The 26,223-nt window shown below is 70.1% G+C and carries 20 protein-coding genes; 9 read left to right on the top strand and 11 right to left on the bottom strand.

The annotated features are described in order from the left end of the window. Positions 1-179: 179 nt before the first annotated feature. From EGX94_RS00670 to EGX94_RS00650, 5 genes are read right to left on the bottom strand one after another with little or no spacing between them, the layout of a single operon-like run. Entirely contained in the window at positions 180-2,468 is a 2,289-nt protein-coding gene (locus EGX94_RS00670) for a hypothetical protein (protein ID WP_021796941.1), read from the bottom strand. Next, entirely contained in the window at positions 2,461-2,976 is a 516-nt protein-coding gene (locus EGX94_RS00665; protein ID WP_021796953.1) for a hypothetical protein, read from the bottom strand. The genes EGX94_RS00670 and EGX94_RS00665 overlap by 8 nt, the downstream gene beginning before the upstream one ends. Then, positions 2,969-4,681: an RAMP superfamily CRISPR-associated protein gene (locus EGX94_RS00660; protein ID WP_021796946.1), complete on the bottom strand. Its 1,713-nt coding sequence runs from the start codon at positions 4,679-4,681 to the stop codon at positions 2,969-2,971. Before EGX94_RS00660 ends, EGX94_RS00665 begins: the two co-directional genes overlap by 8 nt. Next, positions 4,678-6,651 carry an RAMP superfamily CRISPR-associated protein gene (locus tag EGX94_RS00655; RefSeq protein WP_021796945.1) on the bottom strand — a complete coding sequence of 658 codons (1,974 nt, stop codon included), beginning with the start codon at positions 6,649-6,651 and terminating at the stop codon, positions 4,678-4,680. Before EGX94_RS00655 ends, EGX94_RS00660 begins: the two co-directional genes overlap by 4 nt. Beyond that, entirely contained in the window at positions 6,648-8,399 is a 1,752-nt protein-coding gene (locus tag EGX94_RS00650; RefSeq protein WP_021796952.1) for a Cas10/Cmr2 second palm domain-containing protein, read from the bottom strand. Before EGX94_RS00650 ends, EGX94_RS00655 begins: the two co-directional genes overlap by 4 nt. Positions 8,400-8,611: 212 nt before the next feature. Here EGX94_RS00650 and EGX94_RS13245 point away from each other — a divergent pair, with 212 nt between their 5' ends. From EGX94_RS13245 to secA, 5 genes are all read left to right on the top strand, one after another. Then, complete coding sequence (locus EGX94_RS13245; protein ID WP_021796948.1) at positions 8,612-11,575, top strand: hypothetical protein; 2,964 nt, start codon at positions 8,612-8,614, stop codon at positions 11,573-11,575. A gap of 574 nt (positions 11,576-12,149) precedes the next feature. Further along, a complete protein-coding gene (locus tag EGX94_RS00640; protein WP_021796950.1) occupies positions 12,150-12,716 on the top strand; it encodes a YqgE/AlgH family protein in 567 nt (188 codons plus the stop codon). A gap of 108 nt (positions 12,717-12,824) precedes the next feature. Beyond that, positions 12,825-13,637, top strand: a complete 813-nt coding sequence (locus EGX94_RS00635; protein WP_081660440.1) for a ComF family protein — start codon at positions 12,825-12,827, stop codon at positions 13,635-13,637. Between the two features lie 129 nt (positions 13,638-13,766). Next, positions 13,767-14,366 (top strand): ribosome hibernation-promoting factor, HPF/YfiA family, encoded by a 600-nt coding sequence (gene hpf / locus EGX94_RS00630; RefSeq protein WP_021797519.1) that lies wholly within the window; start codon positions 13,767-13,769, stop codon positions 14,364-14,366. A gap of 146 nt (positions 14,367-14,512) precedes the next feature. Next, positions 14,513-17,302: a preprotein translocase subunit SecA gene (gene secA, locus EGX94_RS00625; RefSeq protein WP_021797522.1), complete on the top strand. Its 2,790-nt coding sequence runs from the start codon at positions 14,513-14,515 to the stop codon at positions 17,300-17,302. Between the two features lie 31 nt (positions 17,303-17,333). Here the strand turns inward: secA and EGX94_RS00620 are convergent, their stop codons facing one another. Beyond that, positions 17,334-17,804, bottom strand: a complete 471-nt coding sequence (locus tag EGX94_RS00620) for an Rv3235 family protein (RefSeq protein ID WP_123825769.1) — start codon at positions 17,802-17,804, stop codon at positions 17,334-17,336. Positions 17,805-17,887: 83 nt separating this feature from the next. Between EGX94_RS00620 and EGX94_RS13240 the strand changes: the two genes are divergently transcribed. Beyond that, complete coding sequence (locus EGX94_RS13240) at positions 17,888-18,400, top strand: DUF6912 family protein (protein WP_021797524.1); 513 nt, start codon at positions 17,888-17,890, stop codon at positions 18,398-18,400. A 128-nt stretch (positions 18,401-18,528) separates the two neighbouring features. Here EGX94_RS13240 and EGX94_RS00610 read toward each other — a convergent pair whose 3' ends face one another. Continuing rightward, positions 18,529-18,999, bottom strand: a complete 471-nt coding sequence (locus tag EGX94_RS00610) for a DUF2505 domain-containing protein (RefSeq protein WP_162142539.1) — start codon at positions 18,997-18,999, stop codon at positions 18,529-18,531. Positions 19,000-19,134: 135 nt separating this feature from the next. On the opposite strand from EGX94_RS00610, the gene EGX94_RS00605 reads away from it, so the two are divergent. Together EGX94_RS00605 and trpS are read left to right on the top strand one after the other, a co-directional pair. After that, positions 19,135-19,953 (top strand): PHP domain-containing protein, encoded by an 819-nt coding sequence (locus EGX94_RS00605; RefSeq protein WP_028705995.1) that lies wholly within the window; start codon positions 19,135-19,137, stop codon positions 19,951-19,953. A gap of 247 nt (positions 19,954-20,200) precedes the next feature. Next, complete coding sequence (gene trpS / locus EGX94_RS00600) at positions 20,201-21,313, top strand: tryptophan--tRNA ligase (protein ID WP_021797380.1); 1,113 nt, start codon at positions 20,201-20,203, stop codon at positions 21,311-21,313. A gap of 239 nt (positions 21,314-21,552) precedes the next feature. Here the strand turns inward: trpS and EGX94_RS00595 are convergent, their stop codons facing one another. Next, positions 21,553-23,097 (bottom strand): DEAD/DEAH box helicase, encoded by a 1,545-nt coding sequence (locus EGX94_RS00595; RefSeq protein WP_021797377.1) that lies wholly within the window; start codon positions 23,095-23,097, stop codon positions 21,553-21,555. Between the two features lie 294 nt (positions 23,098-23,391). Here EGX94_RS00595 and EGX94_RS13235 point away from each other — a divergent pair, with 294 nt between their 5' ends. Then, positions 23,392-24,150, top strand: a complete 759-nt coding sequence (locus EGX94_RS13235) for a ferritin-like fold-containing protein (protein WP_021797376.1) — start codon at positions 23,392-23,394, stop codon at positions 24,148-24,150. A 182-nt stretch (positions 24,151-24,332) separates the two neighbouring features. Here EGX94_RS13235 and EGX94_RS00585 read toward each other — a convergent pair whose 3' ends face one another. The 3 genes from EGX94_RS00585 to EGX94_RS00575 form a co-directional block, all read right to left on the bottom strand. Next, positions 24,333-24,560, bottom strand: coding sequence for a DUF3107 domain-containing protein (locus EGX94_RS00585; protein ID WP_021797379.1), 228 nt, complete (start codon positions 24,558-24,560; stop codon positions 24,333-24,335). Positions 24,561-24,744: 184 nt separating this feature from the next. After that, positions 24,745-25,761, bottom strand: coding sequence for a PP2C family protein-serine/threonine phosphatase (locus EGX94_RS00580; RefSeq protein WP_081660444.1), 1,017 nt, complete (start codon positions 25,759-25,761; stop codon positions 24,745-24,747). A gap of 212 nt (positions 25,762-25,973) precedes the next feature. Continuing rightward, positions 25,974-26,180, bottom strand: coding sequence for a cold-shock protein (locus EGX94_RS00575; RefSeq protein ID WP_021796612.1), 207 nt, complete (start codon positions 26,178-26,180; stop codon positions 25,974-25,976). Positions 26,181-26,223 lie beyond the last annotated feature (43 nt).

Raw genomic sequence — 26,223 nt, 5'->3', positions numbered from 1 at the left:
TGTGAGGGATACGCGCAGCTCGCCCGAGAGATCATTCGGCCGGAGGTAGTCGTGCCCGGAAGGCGGGCGGTTGCCGACGAAGCCGTTCCGCCCAACGGCGTGCCAGTCTTTGACCGTTGGAATGCCATTGTATGCGTGATGCCAGGTTGTCATCGATTTGCCCTTACGCGAAGACACGGCTACCGCCGAGCGCCACGTCGCCGCCCGCTTTGTGGATGCTCAGCTCTACCTCGCTGGCGCTCGGTGACGATAATCGGCTTTCCAGAGTCGGTGCCGAACATGTCGCGCGGGGAGAGGCCCTTGCCTGGATGCGGCTCACCGGTCTTGCCGTTGGTCTGGTTGTTCTCCTTGTTCTCGTCCAGGCTCATATGCCTGACCTCCCGGCCATCGGTGTAGCCGAAGGCGGCGCGCTGCATGGCGCGCACCCACGGGGTTTTGAGAAGAACGGCCTCATTCGGAAGGGGGAAGCGAGTCGTGGGCACGGTCGGCTCGGTCAAACCGAGGCAATTGCTCAGGGACGCGTAACCCTCGGCTTGGTCCGTACCGGTGCGCACTCGGAGTCCGTTCGGCGCAATGCGGACCTCGACGGCGCCCAGACCGAGGGGTTTGCCGAGACCCAGGCGCAGACATCCCACGGCATCGGGGCCGGCTACCTCGCGCTCCTCCGAGGGGACGAGCTTCTCCGGCGTGAGAACCCATAGGAGCGCCGCGAGCTCATCTTGGGACAGGTTGGTGAAGGACACGGTGCAGCGCAGGACACTGCCGGCCTCGACCCAGGAGCGGACGGTGAGACGGACCGCGTCATTGGTCTGCTCCCGACCGCCCAGGACCGCGGCTCTCGTCGCTGGCTGTGGAAAACCGTCGGCGTCGAGGTCCTTGCCGTCAAGGAGCCTGCGGTGCACGGGATAGGCCGCAGTGCCAAGCAACTGCCCCTTAGCGAAGTAATCATCGCGCCGGAGGACGCCGCCGTTCTTGTTCTTGGGAGTACCGCCGGAGGCGTCGGTGAGGAACCGCCTGGCCGACGACGGTTTGGGCATCAGAAGAGGCGTGAGTACCTTCTTCTTGGTGCAGATGCGGACTCGCGAACCGTCGACCGGCCCGATGATGATCCGGCCGCGGGCGGCGACGTCCCCGCCCTTGGCGCCATCGGCAGCATCCGGGACCACGTAACCGAAAAGCCGGTCGGCCGCCGACGCCTGCTTCCGCGACGCCAGCGGGAGAACGCCCTGCTTGTCTGCCAGTTCTCGAGGCGAGGCATCGTAGGAGCGTCTGCCGACGATTGTCGGGAAGACGTCGATGACCTGAGCCGTGTCGGGAATCCCGTCCTGGGCGGAGGTGGAGAGCATGTCAAGCCTGACGAAGACCAGGTCGCCTGCAGAGAGCGGCCGAGATGAGCCTGTTGCCCAGGTCGCCGCTGCACGGTTGAGCAGGTGCTTGTCTCCTCCGGGCACCTTCTGCTGCTCGCGGTAGGACCGGAGGACCGTGGCGTACCTGGCCACATGCTCGTCGGTGAGGGGCAGCACGAGGCCGTCAAGGCTGTGGCCATCATGCGCAGACTTGAAGAAGAATCGTTCGTAGGTTTTCTCTTTGAACAGATCGTGCGCGGACTTCGTCTCAGGGGCAGTCCGGCAGGGATATCCCCATACGTTGAAATGCGTCACTTTGCTGCCTTCGACCTGGAAGAACACCTCCAAGTCATCTTCATCCCACACTCCAGTGACCATGAGATGCGGCGTATTCTTACTGTCCTTCCACTGCGTGAGGCGAACTTCGACCTGCTCTCCGTGCCTCGTGAGTTGACGGAAGCGGGCGAAGACCTGCTTGTCGCTCAACGCCCCTCCGGGACCGGCCTGAATACGAGGATGATTTGTGCGGACAATCGTCCCATGACCGTCATTGAGATCGTCCCTGATCAGAGCAACTCGTGCGTTTTTTCCGAATCCGTCGAGAACCTCGACGCCGAGTCGACCGCCATCGATTTCGCAGACGCGTCCGGGAAGGAGCTGGTTCGCTGCGGCCGGATCTGCCCGGTACGTCAGTGGCACGGAGCGATCATCGGCCGTCCGCCGGAACCCGCCCTGGTTCTCCACGTCCCCGAAGACTCGGAAACGCGAGCAGGTGAAGGTTTCGTACGCGCGGGAGATCATGCCCTTGACCATGGTCGGCGGCACGCGGACGGTTCCATCGGCGTCGAGCGGAAGATCGACGACGTGACGTTGCTCTGAGCGGCCCGGCCGGACGGGGACTTCCGTGGTGGTCTGCTCGCCGAAGACCAGCGGTGTGCGCACCGTGATCTCCAGGTCAACCGAGCCGGACCAGCGCTGCGGATCGAGGTGGTCGTGCGACGGTGCGGGTCCGTCGAGGAAGAGGTCACCAGGCAGGACCGTGTGCTGGGCAAGCCTGTGCGCAGAGGCTCGCAGCACTGGAATCCGGTTGACGGAGGAATGGAAGGACGCGAAGTCAGCCATTGGAGGGCCCCCATGTTCCCGTCATGAGCTCGTCGGTGAAGACCGTGTTGCCGTACTCGGAGTCGGTGAAGATCTCGATGCTGGTCATCGTGTCCTCGGGTTTGTTGAAGGGTTCGGTCGCGCCGTGCTGGAGGTATGCGTTCTTGCGGTACCAGCACGACTCGCCTCCCGACCGTCCTTCCGTCATCGCCCAGACGGTGATCTCGGCGGAGCCGGACCCGTTGAGCCAGCGCCATTCGTGGGCGAGGACGGGGCCGTCCGGTGGCGGACACGTCTTCCATATCCTCACTTCGTAGACGGTTCCTTCCTCAACCGCACCATCGGAGGCCCGGAGGCGCCCGTCGGAGACCGAGGTGATGGCGCGCGCCCTCGCCGTCGTGTAGGCGACCCCGGCAAGGGAACCCACGGAGGCAACCTTCGCCAGGAGACCGTCAAGCGTCCCGTTGCCGTCGGACGAGCAGGACCACATCGCTTTCTTCAACGGCGGCATCGTGAGTGTCTCAGCCATTGCGCTTCTCCTCGGTGTCGATGAGGTAGGAGGACCACCCAGCAGCGTCTGCGCCAGCATTCGGCGTAATCGTCGCATTGACGGCCCTCAGGTGCTCCAGCAGCGCCTTGGCGACGTCGCGCCCGCTCCGGCCCGCGCCCGCCTTGAAGCTCTTGGTTCCGCCATCGGGAAGCCCGAGCCATTCCAGGCCCGTCACGGTGAGCCCCTTGACCTCCACCTGCCCCAGTCCGCGGGTTCCCCTGCTGCCCAGAGGAAGCGTGCCGGTGGCCAGCTCGGCCAGAACGAGGCCCAACAGGCACCAGGCGGCACGACGGCGGTTGTCGTCCGCGGGCAGCCTGTTGGGGTCCAGCTCCAGGGTGATCGCGTTCCACTCGACGTCGTGCACCTCCTCGCTGTACAGGGCCCCTTCGGCCACACCGCCGGTCCACCGGTCGCCCGCGTTGTGGGTGATGGTCCGGCACGTGCCCGCCGAAGACGCGAGGGTGTCCAGAACTGACAGGGTTCCGCGCCGCTCGGTGGTGCCGAACAGGTCGCGCACGAGGGAGGGATCGGCCGCGAGCTGATCGTGGACACCGGTCTCCGACCAGTCGTTGACGCCTTCGTCCCGCCGCGCCGCCAGGACCGTACGGGCTATCCGCGATGCCCGCGAGCGCAGCGCTCCGCGGATCGAGGAGCCTGGCAGCACCAGCAGGTCATCGCCGCGAAGGCCTGAGCGCAGTGGCGTCGTCGGCTTGGACTCCCTCCGTGCCTCATCGGAGACCGATTCGCTGTTGGCGACGGGTGGGTCCGTTGGCGACGGATCGGCCTGGGCCTCGCCTGAAGCCTCGGTCTCAGCCGGTGTCTCCGCCACAAGGATCCCGGTCGGGCTGTCCCAGTCGATGCGGATCTGTACCCGCTCCGGCTCGGTGCAGGAGACCGGTGTGACCGTGCTGGTGATGTCTTGGCCTCCGGCGAGCGAGCCCAGGAGGTCTTCTCGAGACCCGAGCGAGAATTTGACGAGCGTCCACGGCCTCGCGCCTTCGGCGAGCCTCACCCGTCCCCAGCCGGCGTTCCGGCGTCCCCCGAAAGCTACTCGCCCGGACTCCAGAAGCCCGATGATCACGGCGAAGAGCTGCTCCACCTGTTGCTCGGTGGCAGGAGGGGACGACGGGGCGGGGAGGGACTCCTCGGAACGGCTTAGGGGCATTGGCCCGGCCTGAGCGGTGACTGTTAGGGTCAGCGATGTGTCCGTCGGCACGTACTCGTGCTCGAAGAGAGCCGTGTCTCCCGCTGCCCCCCAGTAACGGTCGATGGCGATGCCGGTGCGGGTCGGCAGTCCCGGCTCGTCCGGTCCCTCTGCACCGGAGGCGCTGTCGGATGCCGGGGTGAGCTCGATGCTGTGGAAGGTCAGCGTCGCGGCGCGGGACTCCCCGCTCCTCGGGTTGCCCCAAAGGCGGTCGCGGTCCTCGCCTCCTGCACCGAGGTGCTGGAGGACCTCTTGCGGTGGGTCCGCCTTCAGATACCGTTCGCAGGCGGCACGTACGGCTCCCTTAACGGAGCGCCCCGTGAGAACCGGTCGGCCACGACCATCACGGGCGAAGCGCCGAGCCGTGGTCCGGCGCTCCTCCTTGGCGCGCATCCGGTCCGGCACCTCGTCGATCCCGCCTGAGTGCAGCGGCGAGTCGGTGACCAGGCAGACGGTCAGCTCGTAACGGGTGATGCTCATCGTCCCTCCTCCGATGTCGGCACGGTGGTGCTCCGGGTACCCAGCATGTCCCCCTGCTCCAGGCGCGCCAGTGAGAACTCGTTCCGCTCAAGCAGCGGATGTCCGACGACGAAGCGGCCGAATCCCTGAGCTCTCAGTTCGCCGACCCCGGCGATGGACAACCGCGCCAGTGCCGCTATGACGGCGTCCGGGGCTGCGCCCTCGGCCGGGCGCACCCGCAGCACTGAGCCTGCGCTGATGGCCGTGCGCGTGGCGCGCGGTTGGCCGTCGGCCGCCGCCCAGGAGTCGATGCGTCGGTGACGTATCCCGGCGGCGAAGCGGCCGTCGGCCCCGTCGACCAGGCCCACTGACGCCCCCGCCTGGATCAGTGCCGCGATCAGGTCGTCCCTGCGGCCGCCCGGCCCCAGCCGGGGGGAGCGGACCAGGACGTCGGAGGTGAGCCACAGGGTGGTAGCGCCGTCGCGGTCCCACTTGGGCGGATCCGCCTCGGACCCTCGGAACTGTCCGAGCGTGCAGCTGGCTCGGCCGTAGGCTCCGCTCAGGCGGCGGGATCCCAGTCGCTCCGGGAAGCCTCCCGGCGGGAAGATCTCGTCGAGCCTCGATCTCACGTGCTCGTGGAGCGCCTCGCTCATGAGGACGGTGGCCCGCAGGCACAGCCCCGTGGGCAGCGCCTTGACGAGGAACAGCTGCCCCGCGCCGGCGGCGCCCGTGCGCGAGTCGTGTGCCGTCGACTGCCGGCCCACGAGTGCCGGCGCCCCGATCGCCCCGGCCAGACCGTCGGCCGTGGGCTGTCCGGCGAGTGCCAGGTCGTGGCGAGGCAAGACGTACCCGCTGCGCAGGGGCTTGTGCACCTCCTCCGGCTCGCCGGCCAGCAGCCGGTTGAGCACCCGGGTGCGAGAGCCGCCCTCCCCGCCCTCCTGGGCTCGCTCCACCTTGGGGGTCGAGAGCACCAGCGGCACGGCCAGCCCTCGCACGCCATCGACGACGACGGTGGCATCCGAGACGAGGAGACTGCCGTTCACGACGGCGTCGCGCACGACGGCGTCGTTCTGGAAGACCCCGCGCAGTCTGCGGTGGATCAGGGGCAGGAGCATCGTGCCGCGCAAGAAGTCCAAGGAGCGGATCTCGTTGGAGAAGGGCACCTCGTAGGAGATGACCGGAGTGCGCAGCACAATGTCGAGCTCGGCGCAACGGAAGACAGAGGGCTCGTCGTCGGGGCGTGTACCGGATTGCCGCCGTGGGGTGGCGGAGATGACCGGCGCGCTCGCGGATCGTTCGGCCGTGCCGCCCTGTATTGCAGGCGGCTCCGGGGCTTGCCCCGTCCACTGCTCCAGTTGTTCACAGGTGCGGGCGGCGTAACTCGTTCTGTCGCCGACCCCGTCTGCGTCACCGACGAGGACATCGCACAGACCGTCGCCGTCGGAGCGGTTGGAGCCGAGGGCTCGTACGAGCAAGCCCGACAGCGCCAGGACGAGCTCGGTGGCACGGCGCTGCGGATCGGACCATGCGATCGTGTTCCCGTACAGGTCCGTCCCGTGTAGTTCGACGGTACCGGTGAGCGTGCAGGCACTGGCCCGCTCGAAGAACCGCAGATGATCCTTCTTGGCGGTCCCCGTGGCCTCATCGATGGACAGGGAGACGACGTCGTGGACGGTGCTCTCGGGCGGTGCGTCCGCGGGAAGGCGCGCGTCGGAGAAGGAGACGAGCCGCGGGCGCTTGGCTGTGCCGAACAGCGCTTCGACGAAGTGGCGCCATCCGCCCGAGGTACCGCCGTCGAGTGCCTGCGCCGCCAGGAAGGCCTGCTCGCGTACGGCACCCGTGACGACGGTTGCGCGGACCACAGGCAGGCCGTGTTCGTCCTTCTCGACGATGGAGTCGACGCCGCCGGCGATGCCCGTGCCGGTGGAAACGCCCCAGTCGGAGTGGAAGATGATCGTGACGGGAAGCGAGAGGGGGGAGACGGTGCTCATGCGTGGTCCTCGGAGGTGCTCGGGGTTGCGGAGGTGTTCTCGCCGGGAGCGATGGCATCGAGGTAGGACGCGGGGAGGATGTCCGTCAGCTCCATGAGGTCGAAGAGACCCTTGATGTCGCCCAGCAGAGTATCGATCCGTGCATCGACGTTGCTCCTGGCGTCCTCCCACTCCGCCTCGGCCTTGTCTTGCAGCTCCCGGCCGCGCGCGACGTCGCCGGCCAGCGCGGCCTGGGCGGCGTCGGACAGAAGTCTGCGGATGCGGGCGGCCCGCGTCTTGGGGAAGCGCGCGTCGGTCGCCTGGCTGTCCTCCGCGGTCAGGTTCTTGAATCGGCGCACTCGTGCGCAGACCTCGGGCCAGGAGGAGCGTCCGTTCGCCGATGTCGCGCTCTCGCCTGCCGAAGCCGGGGGCGCGTCGTCGGGCCACAGCAGGAAGGGACGGGTGGTGAAGGAGTCGTAGGCGTGGAGGATCTGCGTGGCGTCAAGCACCGTGGAGTCGAACAGGACGTGGTAGCTGATGGTTGAGCGCGCGGGTGTGGACGCCTTGCCGACCTTCTTCGCCTCGGTCACGAGCCGCTCGGCCAGATCGTAGGCGATGTGGAAGGGGTAGCTGTGGCCGACGACGGCGACCCCGGCGGCCGCTGTCATGGGACCAGACTGTCCGTTCGGGTCATCGCTCAGGTGGCTGAGCAGCTGGTCTTCTTCGGTTCGTTGCTCGTAGTCCTTGAGGTAGGCAGTAGCGAAGGGCAGGGCGTAGTCGCCGCTGGTGATGACGGTGACGTCGTCTCCGCCCAGGATGACGGGGACAACGGGGATCGCCGTGTGTTCGCGGCCCGTCGCCTCGGCGTCCTGGCGCGCCCAGTCGGCGACGTCTCTCCAAGCGGTGACGAAGGCCTGGATGACGCTGTTCTCCAGTCGTTCGTTGACCTTCAGGAGGAAGCGGCGCAGAGCGTCGGGGTCGTCCGGCCTGCAGCGGACTTCCTTTTCCTTCCGGAAGTCGCCGTCCGGAACCTTCTTCATCGCCATGTCGAGGTCCCGCATGATGGCGCCGACGCCGTTGCCGTCGATGTGGATGACGGCGATCTTCGACAGGGCGAGTGAGTCGTCATCGCCCAGCGGCTGGAGCATGCGTTCCAGCTTCAGGGGGTCTCGTGCGAGCTCCTCATCCGGAAGGCCGCCTTCGATTCGCGCCCGGTCGAGAAGGCTCTCCCTGGACGCGAGTGCCAGGTGACGTTTAACTCGGGAGGGCAGGGAGAGGGCCGTCCTCGTATCGTCCGTGGCCTCGTCGCGGATTCCCAGGGGCGGGGCCGCGGGGAGGACGGAGTCCTTCGCCCGCGTCAGGAAGGGCATCTGGGAGAAGCGGGCGAGAGCCGGAGGGCGGGAGAGCGCGTACTCAGCGGCCTTGGTGTGCACCTCTTTGAGCGCGGCGGCGTCCACGTATTTCTTGCCACCCATGTCCACGTAGACGCCCGAGACGTCCATACCGGGCGCCTCGGCGAGCGCCCGGCGGGTCACCCGGCCGATGAGGGAGACGGCGTCCGACTCGCCATCGACCATGATGATGACCTTGCCGGAGGAGCGGGAGACCCAGGGATCGGTCGGGTGGCATACGCTGGGCTCGCCGAGCGCCTCCTTGGTCCAAGAGGCGAGACGGGTCAGCTGGAACGAGGCACCGATGCTCTCGCGCAGGCGCGGGGAGGAGAAGATGTAACGCTGGTTCCCGTTGGTCTCGAGCATGACGAGGTACATGGGGGATCCTCTCGGATGGGCGGGACACGCTCAGTGTGCCACCCGACTGGCGACGGTGGACGCATTTCGTGGGTGTGTGACGCGCACGGGTGAGGCGAAGGTCCAGGGCTGGCGCGTTGCTGGCGCAGCAGAGGGGCTGGGTGCACAATCGCAACCGTGACGCCACCGCTGGTTGGTGGCATCGGCGCAGCAGAAGCGAGCAGGAGGCGCGGATGACCATCATCGTCCATCCGGTGGGCCAGGGGGACCTGCGCAACGACATCGTCGGGCTCTCGAGCCTTGAGCGGCAGGATGCCCAGAAGGAGGCGCAGAAGAAGACGAAGGACCTTCTCGACGCGAAGGACGCCGAGGGCCTGCTCGGCCTGTTGCTCGAGCCCCCCGCGAAGGACTCGCGCTTCAGCGCCCCGCCGTTGTCCCTCATCCTGCGCTCGCTCTGCCCGGCTGCGGGTGGGCCGACGCGCATGGTGACAGTCCTGCTCCTCGTCAGCCGGAGCGGCAGTTCCGGGACATGGACCAGCGGGATCGGCGAGCTCCTCGGGAATGCGCTGGGTCTTGAGGGCGTCCATGACGGGCTTCTGCGGAAACTGCGTTTGGATGTCCGCGCGGAGATGCTCAACGCGAACCTCAGCGAGGCCGAGGGAATCAAGAGCCTCACCGAGAGACTCGGCAGCCTCGTGTCCTCGCAGGCTCAGGAGGGAACCGAGCCGGACGTCGTCGTCAATGCGATCTCCGGCGCCTCCATGATCGCGCTCGGCGCGATGGGCGCCGCAGACCGGCTCGGACTGGACTGGCGGGCAGCGGTCGCGCCCGGCGCCGGGAAGGACACGGCCGTCCTGCTCGACCGCACCTCGTACGAGACCGCGCCCTTTCACTGGCTGCGCTCCCTCGGATACATCGAGCAGGCGCGAACATGGGCTGGGGAGTATCAGCCGGAACTCCTTGATGACGACAGTTTCAAGAGACTCTGCGACCTGATGAAACGTCTTGAGAGCAAGCCGGCTGATCTGACGGCCGACGACCTGGCATCCCTGCTGGCGCTCGACATGGCGCGTGCGGACAACGGGGCCGGCCTCGTCGCCCGAGCCTGGGCGCAGAAGCACTATCTGACGCTTCACGAGCAGGAGTCCAAGGACGACAAGGACGCTCCTTGCAATCTTGTTGAGGAAGCGACGAAGAGGGGCAGTGGTAAGCCGCCGCAGCTCGGACATGTTATTGCCCTCGCCCTGGAGCGTGCCAACGAGCTCGGCGACGACTGCCCGGCCTCGGTCCGCTGGCTGCTGGAGCACGGTTGGCTCAACGACATCGGGACGGCGGCGGTCCACGACCTCGCCGCGCCGTCGGCCTCAGAGGTGACGAAGGTGCTCGCCCTCGATGAGATCGCTCCTCGTCTTCCGGACTGGCTTGCGCGACCCGGCCGAGGAGCAGTGCTCTTCATCGTTCCGTGCGGTGTCGGCGCACCGCGCGGCATGCACGTCACCGAGCGGGTCCTCAGCGGGGAACCGGACAAGGAGATCCGCCGAGCGGTCCCCGGCGCCATGCTCGACGGCGCGGGGGCTCTCACGGCCGAGTTCCTCCTCCTGCACTCCTCCAACCCTCGTTCCAAGAAGACGGCCCTCGACGAAGCCGCAGCATCCTTCACCGCCCGAGTGGACGCGGGATGGGAGAGACAGCATACTCCCGTCCTCGTCGACCTGTGCGACTACGGGGGAGACGATGAGAGCGAGTACGTCGCGACACCCTCGATCATGCGGACCGTCAAAGCCCAGATCGCTCTTGCGCTCGGGGCGAAGCGCCCTGCGGCCGTCGTCATCGTCGGCACCGGCCAGAAGGCGGCGGTGCTCGGCGCGCTCCAGGCGGCCCAGGCGTGGTGCGCGGGGCACGCCGCCCCGCTCTTCCTCCAGACCTTCGTCGATGAGAGGAATGAGGGTGCCCGAAAGAGGTCCGTCCCCCAGCTCCACCGGCTCGCATTGCACAACGACGCCGAGCACGCCCTGCGTGAGGCTGCCCTCCACAGCCTGAGGAGTCTCAACCTCCTCAGCGCGACCCGTGTTCTCGCGGCCGGCGACGGGGACATGGACGAGTTGGCGGACAAGTGCAGCGCGCTGCGTCAGAGGCTTCTTGAAGTCGCGAACGACGAGGAGGACCCGGACCGCGGGGTCGGCGTCCTCATCGACCTCCTCAAGACGGTCGCCGACCTGTGGGAGAAGGCCCCCGAACTGACGAGGATGCGTTTGGCGGTCGTCGTCGCCGAGGCGCTGAACTTCAAGACGAGTGGGAGGAAGCTCCTCATCAGGAACAACAACCTCGGGCCTGCGAGCGGCGGAATCGACCTCGGTCGGCCCTGCCCGAAGGACCGCGGTGAGAAGGAGACGAGGGACAAGGGCCCTCATCGCGACCTGCTCGAGGTCCTCTACAGAGTCCGGAACCACCTGGTCGTCACGCACGCAGACGGTCTCGTCAAGCCCGCGCTGCGGGAGGTTCTCAAGGATCTGGAGGGCAGGGGAATTCAGACGGATTCCAGCTCCAAGGAGGTCGTGGAACCGACCTATCCGGACATGCTGCGGCTGACATGCACGAAGCTCGAGGAAGCGGCCTGCGCCCTCGGCGTTGAGCCGGCGCAGTCGACGTGGAAGGACGACGTTGACCGCCTCATGGCTGATCTCGAGTCCCGGGCCCGCGCCCGGGAGCCACGAGCAGGGGATCATGCCGCCTTGCGGGTACCGGCCACGGTTCTGGTCAACCTCACTCCGCACGACGTCGTCATCGACCCTGGTGACGGCACGCCACCGGTCCGGTTCCCCGCGTCCGGCACCGTCCCCCACTTGGTGCTGTCCGAGCCGCAGTGGGAGACGCTCACCGTCGCCGACCCGGCCCGCCCCGACGGCCCGCGCGCCTCGGTCGGGCTGCCGCTCGCCGTCGGGGCGACCTGGCAGGGCGTGGACCCGCCCCTGCCGGAGCCGCGGCCCCACACCCTGTACCTCACGAGCCGCGTGGTGGCCGAGCATTTTCCGCACAGGACGGACCTCGTGTGGCCCGACGATCTTGTCCGTGACGCCGAGGGCCGGGTCATTGCCGCACGCCGCCTCGCATGCCTGGCGAGTGCGGACGACTGCGCTGCTGGGCAGTCAGAACGGTCTTCGACGCCGACCGATCGTGTGCGGGAGAACGCTGAGTGACCTCTTCAGCCAGTGGCCCCGAGGGTTGAGAGACAACGAAGACCGTGTCTCAGCCGTGTCCCGATTCGCCCTCTGCCTCCGGGGGAGGTGGCGGATTCACCCACATTCGTGACGCCAACGAGATGCGAGTGGTGCATCTGTGGGAGGTGGAGGCTCTTGCGGCTGGGTGGAGGCTTTCGGCCGGTGGGACGCGAAGCCTCTCACCTTCCGCAGCAACCGACGTCGCTACGTGACGAATCCCGGTTATCGTGCCGGCCACTTCTTACCCGGAGGTCGCCGACCGCGTCATCGGAGGCGGGGTGCCACGAGACGTTACTGCGGCGCGGGTACCGCAGGAGAACGAGACGGCGCGGTCGCTGAGCGATCGGGTGGGGCGTGAGGGTTCCGTGTCACGCGTCGAACGGCGGGCACGTGTCCGCCTCCGACGGGTTCGAGCGGCACGACTCCGGACGCGGCGGGTCGGCACGGTCGTGCCTTTCGGGACCGGACGGCCTGCCCGCCGATTCTCCTCGAGGACCGGCGCCGCGGGCTCCGGCTCCGGAGGCCGGCCCGCGCGTCGTGCCACACTGGACGTGTGACCAGTCAGCAGCGCGTCAGCGGGGGAGAGCTCCTGGTGAGCACCCAGCCGAGCGGTGCCGGTTTCTTCGACCAGTCGGTCATCCTCATGCTCGAATCCGACGAGGACGGCGCCCTCGGCGTCGCGCTCAACAAGCCGTCCGCGCTGCCCGTCTCGCAGGTGCTGCCCGACTGGGAGCCCCAGCTCAACCCGCCGCAGGTGCTCTTCGCGGGGGGCCCCGTGCTGCCCAACGGGGCCATCTGCCTGGCCAAGGTGCTCGACCCCGGCGAGGACCCGCTCGGCTGGCGCCGGATCATCGGGGACATCGGCGTGCTCCACCTCGACACGCCCGTCGAGCTGACCGCCGGCGCCTTCTCGGACGTGCGCGTCTTCGCCGGCTACTGCGGCTGGGACCCCGGACAGCTCGCCGAGGAGATGCGCCACGGCGCCTGGGTGCGCACGACCCCCCGCGAGGAGGAGATCTTCGGCGCCGATGCCGGAGACCTGTGGCGCAAGGTGCTGCGGCGCCTCGGCGGGCAGGCCGCCCTGCTGAGCGCCTACACGGCCACGCCCGAACTGAACTAGGCGCCGGGCGCGGCCCGCCGAGGCTTGACGCGTGGACGACGCGCACTCGTCCTGCGCGCATCCGTGCGCATCGGATCGAGGCGGCCCCGTGCCGCGCACCATCGGGGCATGAGGGCCGAATGGATGACGGAATGGATGATGGAGCTGGCCGACGCCGGTCTGGACCTGCTGCTCGGCTCCCGGTGCGCGGCGTGCGGGCGGCCCGGAGTCGTGCTGTGCCGCCGTTGCCGCGCCGAGCTCGAGGCCGGACCACTCGTGCGGCGCGCACCGCCCCCGGGTCCCGGCCCGGGCGCCCCGCCGGTCTGGTCGGGTGCCCCCTACCGGCCCGTGGCGGGGCGTCTCGTCATCGCCTACAAGGACAGAGGGGCCTGGACGCTGCGCCGGCCGCTGACGGAGCTGGCCGCGCGGGCGGCCCTGGCCGCCGTCGGCGCCTCGGGGCGCCAGCCCGAGGAGGTGCTCCTCGTCCCGGTTCCCGCGGACCCGGGGCGGGCCCGTGAACGGGGGATCGACCACACGGCCTCGCTGGCCAGGGCCGTGGCGCGCTGGACCGGGATGCGGTACCGGCCGGTGCTCGTGCGCAGCCGATCGGCACCCGACCAGGTCGGGCTCGACTCCGGACGGCGAAGGTCGGCGCAGACGGGGACCATGACGCTGGGTCGTCGCGGGGCGCGCAGGGCCCTTCCGCCGGGTGCGGCCGTCGTGGTGCTCGACGACGTGGTCACGACAGGCGCCACCATGGCCGAGGCGGTGCGGGTGCTGCGCCGGGCCGGCGCGGACGTGCTCGGCTGCGCGACCGCGGCGCAAACCTCCTTGCGGGCCAGCCGGAAACGGGGGTGGACGGAAATAGGGCAAACACAGCCCGTCCGCACCCGCTCCACCGGGAAAGTGAGTAGCTTTGGGGCATGGCACGGCGGGCAGTGACGAGCGGCTTCCGGTCGCGGATCGCGGGCCTCCGTGCCATCGCCGTCCCCGGGTCACGGGCGCAGCACTCCCTGGTGCGCCGCCGTCCCGGACGGGCGGGATGGAGTCCGCAACCGAAAGGGTACTGACATGGATGTCATCGTCACCGGACGTCGCTGCAGCATCAATGACGACACACGCGACGTGGTCGCCCGCAAACTCGAGGAGTCGATCTCCAAGCTGCGCGATCGCGTGATCCGCACCGAGGTCGAGTTCACCGCGCAGGACGCGAAGGGCGACCCGTCCTCCGCCGTCCGCTGCGAGATCACGCTGCGTGCCAAGGGCCCGGTCGTCCGGGCGAGCGGCAGCGCCGAGGACAAGATGCTGGCCTTCGACAAGGCACTCGACAGGTTGCGCTCCCAGTTGCGTCGCGCCGCGGACCGCCGCAAGAACCGTCGCGGCCTGCGTGTCCAGGACCTGCCCGCCGTTGAGCGGCCCGCCGCCCCCGCCGCAGAGCCCGAGCCCGAGGTCCGTCAGGTGGCCGGCCTGACCGTCCAGGGCGACGGCCCGCTCGTCGTCCGTGAGAAGACCTTTGCGACGTCGCCCCTGACGCTCGCCCAGGCCCTCGACGAGATGGAGCTCGTCGGTCACGACTTCTTCCTCTTCCAGGACGCCGCCACCGGCCAGCCGAGCGTGGTCTACCGCCGCAAGGCGTACAACTACGGCGTCATCCACCTCGAGGTGACGTGACCGGCCCCGCGTCCGCCGAGCGTCGGACGCGGACCGCCGCGCCGGCGATCCCTCGGGTCCCGGACCGGACGCGCATAGGATGAGCAGGAATGGGTGCGCGCACGCAGCCCCACGGACGACACGCACGGACGATAGGAAACCGACTCGTGAGCTTCATGGACCGCCTCCTCCACGCCGGTGAAGGCCGAACCCTCAAGCGGCTGGCGCGCATCGCCGACCAGGTGAACAGCATCGAGGAGGACTACCTTGCCATGGATGACGAGGAGCTGCGCGGTCAGACGGCCGACTTCCGGCAGCGCCTCGACAACGGCGAGTCCCTCGACAGCCTTCTGCCCGAGGCCTTCGCCACGGTCCGAGAGGCGACGAACCGCGTGCTCGGCAAGCGTCCCTTCGACGTCCAGGTCATGGGCGGCGCGGCGCTGCACCAGGCCAACATCGCCGAGATGAAGACCGGCGAGGGCAAGACGATCGTCGCCCTGGCCCCGAGCTATCTCAACGCCCTCGAGGGCAAGGGCGTCCACGTCGTCACCGTCAACGACTACCTCGCCCGGTCCCAGTCCGAGCAGATGGGTCGTGTGCACCACTTCCTCGGCCTGAGCACCGGTGTCATCCTGTCGAGCCTGAGGCCGACCGAGCGCCGCAAGGCCTACGGCGCCGACATCACCTACGGCACCAACAACGAGTTCGGCTTCGACTACCTGCGCGACAACATGGCGCTCAAGCTGTCCGACTGCGTCCAGCGGGAGCACCACTTCGCCATCGTCGACGAGGTCGACTCGATTCTCATCGACGAGGCCCGCACGCCGCTCATCATCTCCGGCCCGGCCGCCGAGAACAAGCGCTGGTACCCCGAGTTCGCGCGCCTGGCCCGTCGTCTCCGGCCCGACGTCGACTACGAGGTCGACGAGAAGAAGCGCACCGTCTCGGTCCTGGCCCACGGCATCACGATGACCGAGGACGACCTGGGCATCGAGAACCTCTACGAGTCGGTCAACACCCCGCTCATCGGCTACCTCAACAACGCCATCCGCGCCAAGGAGCTCTTCAAGCGCGACCGCGACTACGTCGTCATCAAGGGCCAGGTGCTCATCGTCGACGAGCACACCGGCCGGGTCCTCGAGGGCCGCCGCTACAACGAGGGCCTGCACCAGGCGCTCGAGGCCAAGGAGGGCGTCGAGATCAAGGACGAGTACCAGACGCTCGCCACGATCACCCTGCAGAACTACTTCCGCATGTACGACAAGCTTTCGGGCATGACCGGCACGGCCAAGACCGAGGAGGACGAGTTCCAGAAGATCTACGGCCTGGGCGTCCTCGTCATCCCGACGAACAAGCCGATGATCCGCACCGACCAGTCCGACCTGATCTACCGCACCGAGAAGGCCAAGTTCGACGCCGTCATCGAGGATGTCGTGGAGCGCCACGAGGAGGGCCAGCCGGTCCTCATCGGCACCGCCTCGGTCGTCAAGTCCGAGGAGCTGTCCCGGCGCCTGCGCGAGGCCGGCGTCCCCCACCAGGTGCTCAACGCCAAGCAGCACGCGCGCGAGGCCGTGGTCGTCGCCCAGGCGGGCCGCAAGGGCGCCGTGACCGTCGCCACGAACATGGCCGGCCGCGGCACCGACATCATGCTCGGCGGCAACCCCGAGTTCATGGCCGACCAGGAACTGCGCACGAAGGGCATCGACCCCGTCTCGGACCCCGACACCTACGAGGTCGAGTGGAACAAGGCCCGCGAGCGCTTCGACGAGCAGGTGGCCGACGAGCACGAGGAGGTCATCGAGGCCGGCGGCCTGTACGTCATCGGCTCCGAGCGCCACGAGTCCCGACGCATCGACAACCAGTTGCGCGGTCGCTCCGGCCGCCAGGGCGACCCGGGGGAGAGCCGCTTCTACCTCTCCCTCGAGGACGACCTGCTGCGCCTGTTCAAGGCCGACACGGTCGAGCGGGTCATGACCTCGATGAGCCTGCCCGAGGACCAGCCCATCGAGATGCGCATGCTGACCAGGTCGATCGAGAGCGCCCAGAAGCAGCTCGAGGGGCAGAACTTCGAGATGCGCAAGAACGTCCTCAAGTACGACGACGTCATGAACCGTCAGCGCCACGTCATCTACGGCGACCGTCGCACGGTGCTCGAGGGCGCGGACGTCGAGGGCATGCTGCGCTCGACCGTCGACCGCGTCGTCACCGCAACCGTCAGGCTCCACACCCAGGGCTTCGCCGACGAGTGGGACCTCGACGCGCTGTGGAACGACATGAGGCAGCTCTACCCGGTCAGCCTCGACCCGGCGGACTACGACGAGGTCGAGGAGGCCTCCGAGCTCATCGACGACTTCAAGGAGGACGCCCAGAAGGCCTACGACACCCGCGAGGAGAACCTCGGCGAAGACGTCATGCGCGAGCTCGAGCGCCAGGTCTGGCTGACCGTCCTCGACCGCAAGTGGCGCGACCACCTGTACGAGATGGACTACCTGCGCGAGGGCATCGGCCTGCGCGCCATGGCCCAGCGCGACCCGCTCGTCGAGTACAAGCGCGAGGGCGCCGACATGTTCGACGCGATGCGCGAGGCCTTCGCCGAGGAGGTCGTCGGCTATCTGTTCAACATCGAGGTCGAGAAGCAGGACTCCCCGGTCGTCGGCGAGCGCCGCGACGGCGACGGGAACGTCGTCGACGCCTCGTCGCTCCTGTCGCACGACGACGAGACGGACGAGGACGAGGAGCGTCCGAGGCCGCGCGCCCTCATCAAGGGCCTCGAGGACCAGCGTCCGAGCAGGATGACCTACTCCGCGCCGAGCGAGGACGGGGACGTCGAGCAGCGCCGCGACGACGACGGCGACGGGTCCGACCCCTACGCCGGGGTCGGCCGCAACCAGCCGTGCCCCTGCGGCTCGGGCAAGAAGTTCAAGCACTGCCACGGCAGGAACCCGAACGCGCGCTGAGTGCGGCGGACCGCGGGCCCGCTGCGCGGTCTCAGCGGCCGAGGTTGGGCACACCGATCGTCAGCTCGCGGCAGGACCACGAGTCGTCGATGCGGGTCATGCGGAAGGCCGTGCACACCAGCCGGACGCCGGCCCCGCCGCCGGGACGCCACCGGTAGCAGGCGACGACCTCGCAGGAGCCGGCCGATGCGGAAGTGCCGATGTGCAGAGAATGGAGGCGGGCGCCGGTGAAGGGCCACTCGGCCTGGACCCGGATGAGCTCGGCGATGCTGCTCGGGCAGCTCAGGGGCATCAGCTGGGAGGCGGGGCGCCGGCCGGCGAGGACCTCGGCGAGAGCCAGGGCGAATCGGGACGCCGCCTCGGCGGCGGGATCCGTGCGCGGGTCCGTGACAGGGCGCGAGGAGGGCTCACTGATGGACAGGACGACGTCGTCGGGATCCACGGCGCCGTCGGGGCGCCGAGCAGTGCAGCGGTCATCGGCCGTCGGGGTGGGAACAGCCATGGGTCAAGCCTGCCCGATGAGCGGGGCGTTGCGCCAGCGTCTCGTCGTCGATTGTGGAAAACTTCGGGAGCGAGGAGGCGACGATGGGTGATCAGCGCCGAGTCGTGCTCGTGCCCGTCGACGGGTCCTGGGCTCGTCTGCTGGCGGTCGAGCACCGGCCGCTGCAGGGCCCGCTGCCCGTCTTCATCGCGAACCGGGCCCTGTGCCGCACCTTCGGCGTCGAGCCGGGCAGTGAGGAGGCCGAGCTCGCGGCCCTGCAGGTGGCGTCCGTGGCGGCGCTGTCGTCCAGCGGGCGCCGGATCGTCCTGTCGGCCCGACTCCCGGACACGCTCCTCGGCGGACCGCTCGGGGCAGCCGAGGCGGCCAACGGCGCCGCCTCGCTCGAGCGGCTCGCGCCCCGCCAGGTCGAGGCGTTCTTCACCGACGACGACCGTGTCGACGTCACCGCCGCGGCGCGGGCCGCGGCCGGCCTGGACGTCGACGGGGCCTGGGGACGGGACGCCGTGCAGGAGCTGCTCGGCGAACCGCTGCTGTGGCACGACATCGGCGAGCTCGCCGGCTGGCTCGACCGGCACCCCGGGCACCAGGGGCGCTGAGCCGGGGCCGGCCCCGCCGGGGGACGAGGACGACCGGGACGACGCGGTGCCGCAGGACCCGAGGGTCCTGCGGCACCGTTCTCCGTACGGTCTCTTGCCCGTACGGTTCCTTCGTCCGGCGGCCGGTCTCAGTCCTTGTGCTCGGCGAGCCAGGCGTCGCCGCTGCGCTTCTGGGCGTCGAGCGCCCTGCGCAGGCGCGGCTCGGCCAGCTTCTCGATCTTCTTGCCGAGCAGGGGGACCGTCACCGAGAAGGCCATGTCGTACTCGACGACGGTGCCGGGGCCTCCGGGTTGCAGGCCCGCCCGCGCGGAGACCTTGGCCGGGAGCTTGAGCTTGGCGACCTCGACGACGCCCCTCCAGCCCTCGCCGTCGCGCTCCCACAGGACGCGGGCGTCGACGCTGAGGGTCTCGCCCACCATGGACCTGACCTGGTCGGGGGCCTTGGCCTGGACGGTCAGCGAACTGACGTCGCCCTCGTTCTCGACGGTGATGGCGGTGTCATGGGCCTGCCCGAGATCGGAGAGGTAGTCGGGGGAGGTGAGCATCGTGTGCACGGCGTCTGGTGAGGCCGCGTACTCGTGACGAACATTCAAATCCATGTCGTCCATTGTGCCGGGCGCCGCGAGCGGTCATGATGAGGGGGAGGGGCGCGATCGGGGCAGAATGAGGGCATGCGAATCGATCTGCACACCCACTCCAACGTCTCCGACGGCACGGACAGCCCGACGATGCTGGTGCGCAGGGCCCAGCACAACGGGGTCGCCGTCGTGGCCCTGTGCGATCACGACTGCTTCGACGGTCTGCCCGAGGCGGAGGAGGCCGGCCGCCGGTTCGGCGTCGCGGTGCTGCCCGGCATCGAGATCAGCACCCACAGCGGGGACGCCCAGATCCACCTGCTCGGCTACGGCTGCGACCCGTGGGTCGAGCCGCTGCGCCAGGAGCTGTCGCGCATGCGCGTCTCACGGGCCATGCGCGTCGACGACATGCTGACGAAACTGGACGCCCTCGGCATGCACCTGACCGAGTCGGAGGTCTTCGAGCAGGCCGGTTCGGCCACCACCATCGGGCGTCCGCACATCGCCGACGCGCTCGTCGCCAAGGGCTGCGTCGCCGATCGGGACGAGGCCTTCGCGAAGTACCTGTACAACGGCGGCCCCGCCTACGTCGAGCGCGAGACGCTCGAGCTGGGCCACGCGATCGACCTCGTCCACGAGGCCCACGGCGTTGCGGTCCTGGCGCACCCGTGGATCCGCGGGGCCGCCGACGCGATGACTCCCGAGGCCGTCTCCCGGCTCGTGCACGAGCACGGCCTCGACGGCATCGAGGTCGACCACCCCGACCATGGCCAGGAGACCCGCCGCATGCTCTTCGACCTGGGCGGGCGGCTGGGCCTCATCCGCACCGGCTCGTCGGACTACCACGGCACGGGCAAGACCGGGCACGACATCGGCTGCGAGACGAGCCGGCCGTCGGCGCTGCACGAGATCGCCGCGCGCATCACCGCCCGCGGAGGCAGCCTGGGCACCGTCGAGCCGATCCTCAACCGGATCTGACCGGTGGGCCGCCCGCCGGTCGGTGCCGGACGCCGGGGCGGCGGGCGGGTAGACTGCGGCCATGCGGATGAGCCCGAGCCTGCCGGCACCGACGGCCCGGTGCCGCTCAGCGGTCCGGGCGCCGGCCGCCCGGTGCTGGTGGCGCCGCTGACGCGGCCATCCCGTACCCCCTCCTTCACGCAACAGTGGTCCCCGAGGCGGCTCTTCGTCATGCTCGGCGGCCGTCCGGGCCCCGGGAAAGGACAACATGCCGGAAGCGACCATGAGTGCGGCGGGCGAGCCCGCCGCGTCGATGCCCGACGGCTCGCTGCGCGCCAGCCAGTTGCGCAGCGACGCGATCGAGGCGGACCTCCCGAAGAACCCGCAGCGCTACCGCCTGCTGACCGGGGACCGTCCCACCGGCAAGCTGCACATCGGCCACTACTTCGGGTCCATCGCCAACCGGGTGCGCCTGCAGGACGCCGGCGTCCCCGCGATGCTCGTCATCGCCGACTACCAGGTGATCTACGACCGCGACGGCGTCGGCGACATCCAGGAGAACGTCTTCAGCGGCATCGCCGACTACCTGGCCAGTGGCATCGACCCGTCGCGGACGACGATCTTCACCCACTCGGCCGTCCCGGCCCTCAACCAGCTGCTGCTGCCCTTCCTCAGCCTCGTCACCGAGCCCGAGCTGCACCGCAATCCCACCGTCAAGGACGAGCTGGAGCACTCGGGGGGCCGGGCGATGAGCGGGCTCATGCTCACCTTCCCCGTCCACCAGGCCGCCGACATCCTGTTCTGCAAGGCCAACCTCGTGCCGGTCGGCAAGGACCAGCTGCCGCACATCGAGGTGACGCGCCTCATAGCCCGCCGTTTCGACGAGCGCTACGGCCGCGCCGTGCCCGAGACCCCCGTCTTCCCGCAGGCCGACGCCCTGCTCAGCCCCTCGCCGGCCATCCTGGGCCTCGACGGGGAGAAGATGAGCAAGTCGCGTCGCAACACCATCGAGATCGGCATGAGCGCCGACGAGACGGCCCGGCTCATCAAGAGGGCCAAGACCGACTCGGACCGCCGCATCACCTACGACCCGCAGAACCGTCCCGAGGTCTCCAACCTCGTGCTGCTCACCTCGTTGGTCAGCGGGCAGAGCCCGCAGGCCGTGGCCGAGCGCATCGGCGACGGCGGCGGTGGCGGCCTGAAGAAGGCCTGTACCGAGGCCCTCAACGACTACTTCGCGCCGATCCGCGCCCGGCGCGCCGAGCTGATGGCCGACCCCGGTCACCTGCGCGAGGTGCTGCACGCCGGCAACGAGCGCGCCAACGAGGTGGCCGAGGCCACGCTCGACGACGTGCGCACCGCGATGCGGATGAACTACTGACGGGCCCGTCGCCCGGCGCGCACCCCGCGGACCGCCATCGGCGTTCTCGCACGCGGCTGCGGAGCCTGCGGGGACTACCGGTGCGAGGAGCGGGGCACGCTCCGGCCACGAGGCCCGGACGTCCTCGACATGCTCGACGGGGCGCCGGCATGCCTCCGGCCCGTGCCTACGGGGCCCGGACCAGCCGTCGCGCGCACATGGCCGTCGCCCCGCCCTCGTGCCGATCCCGGGACGGGGCGTCAGTCCTCGTCGCCCCTCGGGCCGTCGCCCTTGCCCGCCCGCTCGACGGGGCGGCCGTTGCGGGTGCGGCGGCGCTTGCGGTGCGGGTGCTCGGAGCGGCCCCTGCCCTTGGACCGCTCGCCGTCCTTCTCGCGGCGCCTGCCGTCGTGCCTGCCGCGGTGCTTGTCGTCGTGCTTGCCGTGGCGCTTGCCGTCGTGACCGCCCCGGCCGCCGCGGCGCTCGTCCTCGGCGTCGCGCTCGGCGCGGTGCCTGCGCTCGATCTCGGCGCGCGAGGCGGCGCCGGGCAGTCGGCCCTTGACGCCGGCCGGGATGTCGAGGTCCTCGAAGAGGTTCGGGCTGGTCGAGTAGGTCTCGACCGGCTCGTGGAAGTCGAGGTCGAGGGCCTTGTTGATGACCTTCCAGCGGGTGACGTCCTGCCAGTCGACGAGCGTCACGGCGATGCCCTCGTGCCCGGCGCGGCCGGTGCGGCCGATGCGGTGCACGTACTGCTCCGGGCTGTCGGGCACCTCGTAGTTGACGACATGGGTGACGTCGTCGACGTCGATGCCGCGCGCCGCGACGTCCGTGCACACGAGGACGGCGATCCTGTTCTCGCGGAAGCGCTTCATCGTCTTCTCGCGCTGGGCCTGGTTCAGGTCGCCGTGGAGGCCGGCCGCCTCGAAGCCGCGCTCGCGCAGGTCGTCGCACAGGCGCTGGGCGGAGCGCTTGGTGCGGGTGAAGACCATCATCTTGCGCATGCCCTCGGCCTGGAGGACCTTCGCGATGATCTCGGGCTTGTCGAGCTCGTGGGCCTGGTAGACGAACTGGGTCGTCTGCGGGACGGTCATCTGCGCGTTCTGGCTCTCGGCGCGGATGTGCACCGGCTGGTCGAGGCGGCTGCGCGCCAGCGACATGATGACGGCCGGCATGGTGGCGCTGAACATGAGCGTCTGGCGGCTCGCCGGGGCGCGGTCGAGCAGGGCCTCCACGTCGGGCAGGAAGCCCAGGTCGAGCATCTCGTCGGCCTCGTCGAGGACGGCGATGCTCACATGCGACAGGTCGAGGTCGCGGCGGTGCACGAGGTCGAGCAGGCGGCCCGGGGTGCCGACGACGACGTCGACGCCGCGGGCCAGGGCGTCGAGCTGGTCGTCGTAGCCGACGCCGCCGTAGATGGTGACGACGCGTGCGCCGCGCCCGCGCGCCGCCGTGGCCAGGTCGTCGCCGACCTGCATGGCGAGCTCCCTGGTCGGCGTCATGACGAGGGCCTGCGGCCTGCCGTAGGCGGGCAGCTCGTCGAAGCCCTCGTCGCCCGGCAGGACGACGTGCTGGAGGATCGGGATGCCGAAGGCGAGGGTCTTGCCGGTACCGGTGCGGGCCTGGCCGATCATGTCGGCACCGCCCAGGGCGATCGGGATCGCCATCTCCTGGATGGGGAAGGGGTGCTCGATGCCCTCGTCGAGGAGGGCGTCGACGATCGCGGGGGCGACGCCCAGATCGGCGAAGGTGGTCCGCTGCTGCGCGTCCGCGCCGTCGGTGTCGGTGGGATCAGTGCTGGGAAGGGTCATGTACTCGGTTCTCCGCCTCCGCGTCGACGGAGGACACGCTGTCGGTGGCCTGCGCGGGCGCGTCGGGCAGGATCGGGGCCGACCGCGAGCGCGTCGCGCGGAGCCGGAACGGCCGCGAGCGCGTCGCGCGGGACCGAGCGGTTCCGCCGCGGGCCCGGGCGTGCCCGATGTGGAGGATCGGCGCCGCCGGGACGCATCGTGCAGGAGGCGCACGGGTGTGCGCCACGACGAGTCTACCCGGTGGCACCGGCCCAGAGCATCCCGCGCGGGGCCGGTGCCGCTAGTCTGGACCCCGTGAGTCCCACCTCAGACACCCAGCGGAGTGCAGCGGAGCCCCGCCCCGGCGAGGGCCGCGCACCGGCCCCCATCGACCTTCCCGAGGGCGGCGCCCAGCTCCTCGGCCTCACGGCGCAGGCCGACCTCGTCGACTTCGAGATGCTCACGGCGTCGGCGCCCATGGCCCCGAGCCTGTCCCAGCGCATCGACGTGGCGACGCTCGCGGCCGACCAGCTGGGCCGTTTCGAGCGCATCGGCGCCCAGCTCACCGCGCAGGAGCTGGTCGTCCCCGAGGTCCTCGGGCCCTACCGGGAGGCCCTCGACGCCTTCGCCGGGGCCACCCGGGCGGGCGACTGGGCGTCCAGCGTGCTGCGCGCCCTCCTCGTCAACGGGCTGCGCGCGGACTTCGTCACGGCCATCCACGACGGCCTCGACGAGCAGCTCCTCGCCCTCGTCCAGCCGGGCCCCACCGCGTGGCGCATCAGCGACTTCGCCGGGCGCGCCCTCGCCGACGCCCTCGACGCCGATCCCGCCGGGGCCGGCGCCCTGGCCCTGTACGGGCGCCGGTTCGCGGCCGAGGCCGTCGGCCAGATCCAGCGCCTCGTCGCCCGGGAGGTGGAGCTCACCTCCCTCGTCGCCCGCGCGGCCGCCGCCCGGGCGGGCGAGGGGCACGCCGTCGAATCGGCCGGTGACGAGCTGGGCGTCGTGAGCGAGCTCCTCGAGCACCTCATGGCCGAGCACGGCAAGCGGCTGGCGCGCCTGGGGCTCGGCGGCTGAGCGCCGGCGCCCAGATCACCACGAGCCCCCGTGCGGCCGGCATCGTTGCTCCGCAGCCGGGCCTGCCCATGATGATCCGCCCCGTCCTCCCGTGCCGTACGGCCGAGAGGGGCGGCCGCCTGTCGGGGCGCCGGAACGCTGGCGACGAGGGGCTCCGGGCCGGCGGGGAGCGGCCGGAGCCCTCAGACCGCGCCGAAGCCGACCTGGCGGGCGTGCTCCTGGCCGAACTCGACGTAGGCGATGCGCGCCGCGGGAACGATGACCTGACGCCCCTTGGGATCGACGATGGTGAGCAGACCGTTCTCGCTCGCCAGCGCCGTGCCGAGGGCCGCCGTGATGTCCTCGCGAGACTGGTCGGTCTCGATGGACAGCTCGCGGGTGACGTTCTCGATGCCGATCTTGATATCCACGGCACCCACCGTACCCGGCGGCCCGGGCGGGGCCTGCGCTCGCCGTGCCGGCCGGGCTCCCGAACCGTCGTCGATCCCGCGAGCCTCCGCCATGCGCCTCGCTGTCGCTCCCGGGGCGGGGGAGCGCACGGTGCCGGGCGCGCGACGCCCCTCGCGGATGTCGTCTCCGGGGGCGGGGGAGCGTTCAGAGGGGCAGCTCGGGCTGGGGAGGGGAGGCGGCGGGTCTTCGCGTCCCCGTCGTCCCGTCGTCGGCGCCACCACGAGCCCCGTCATCGGCGGCCCGGCGGGTCGGGCCGGCGGCGGGCGCGCGGCTCGGCGGCTCGGAGGGCCCCTGCGGGGGAGCGGACGCCGCCCGGCCTCCGGCGGCGGGAAGGTCCTCCTCGTCGATGCGGATGAGGCCGACGCTGATGTTGTCGTGGCCGCCCTGCTCATTGGCCCAGTCGACGAGCGCGCCGGACAGCCTCTCGGCGCTGGCGTCCGCCTCGACGGGCAGGTGGTCGAAGACGCCGCGGAGCTCGTCGGCGGCGGAGGCGTAGTTCCACAGGCCGTCGGTGCAGACCATGAGCCATCCCGGCCAGGCGACGCGGAAGGCCGAGACGGTGGAGTCGAGGCCCGGGGCGCTGGGGCCGAGCCACTTGGTGATGGCGTGCGCCTGGGCGCTCGCCTCGGCGACCTCGCGCGGCGTGCCGAGCGCGATGCTCAGCTGGGCCATCGAGTCGTCGGTGGTGAGAACCATGTTGGTGCCGTCGTCGCCGAACCAGTAGGCGCGCGAGTCGCCGATGCTGGCGACGATCACCAGTCCGCGGTGGAAGAGCGCGAGGACGAGGGTGCAGGCGTAGCCGTCGGGGTCCCCGCCGGCTCGGGCGACGATCTCGTCCTGCGCCGTGAGGAAGGCCATGCGCATGGTCAGGCACAGGTCGTCGGGGTCGTTGACGCCCGGATGGCGCGTGAGCGCGTCGATGAGGGAGTCGGTCGCCGCGTCGACGGCGATCTGGCTGGCCAGCTCGGAGTGGGCCGAGGTGGAGACGCCGTCGGAGACGGCCGCGATCGCGCTGTGGCGGGCGGCGGTGTTGGTCGCCGCGATGGCCAGCGCGTCCTGGTTGGGGGACCTCTTCGCGCCGACGTTCGACGCGCCGCCCGCCCATGCCACGGGGCCACGGCGCAGATCATCGCGCCCCGTGGCTCGTGGTTCTGTGGTCATCCGGTCTCCCCGATCGGCCTGTGTGCACTCCAGTTCATCACCCGCAGCGCCCGGCGGGGGGCACCGCACCGCGTCGGTGGGGACGCGGGACCGGCGGCTCTGCTCAGGTGGACCCCAGCATCCTATGCGAGACCCGGAGCGGCCCGCCACGAGCACGACAGGAGGCCCCACCGCGGTGTCGGGCAAGGCCTCCTGGATCCGAGGAGTGGTGCTCAGCTGAGCGGCTTGACGTGTTCTGCCTGCTGGCCCTTGGGGCCCTGGGTGACGTCGAACTCGACCTTCTGCCCCTCATCGAGCGAGCGGAAACCGCTGGTCTCGATGACCGAGTAGTGGACGAAGACGTCATCGCTCGAACCGTCGACGGCGATGAAGCCGTAACCCTTCTCAGCGTTGAACCACTTCACAGTTCCGGTGGTCATGTGAACTCCCTGTCGTTTGCTCTCGGACCTCTGTCTGACGGTC

The organism is Propionibacterium acidifaciens, from assembly GCF_003798325.1.
GTDB lineage: Bacteria > Actinomycetota > Actinomycetes > Propionibacteriales > Propionibacteriaceae > Propionibacterium > Propionibacterium acidifaciens.
The sequence above is the reverse complement of the archived record's forward strand: the minus strand, read 5'-3'. Positions and strand labels throughout refer to the sequence as shown.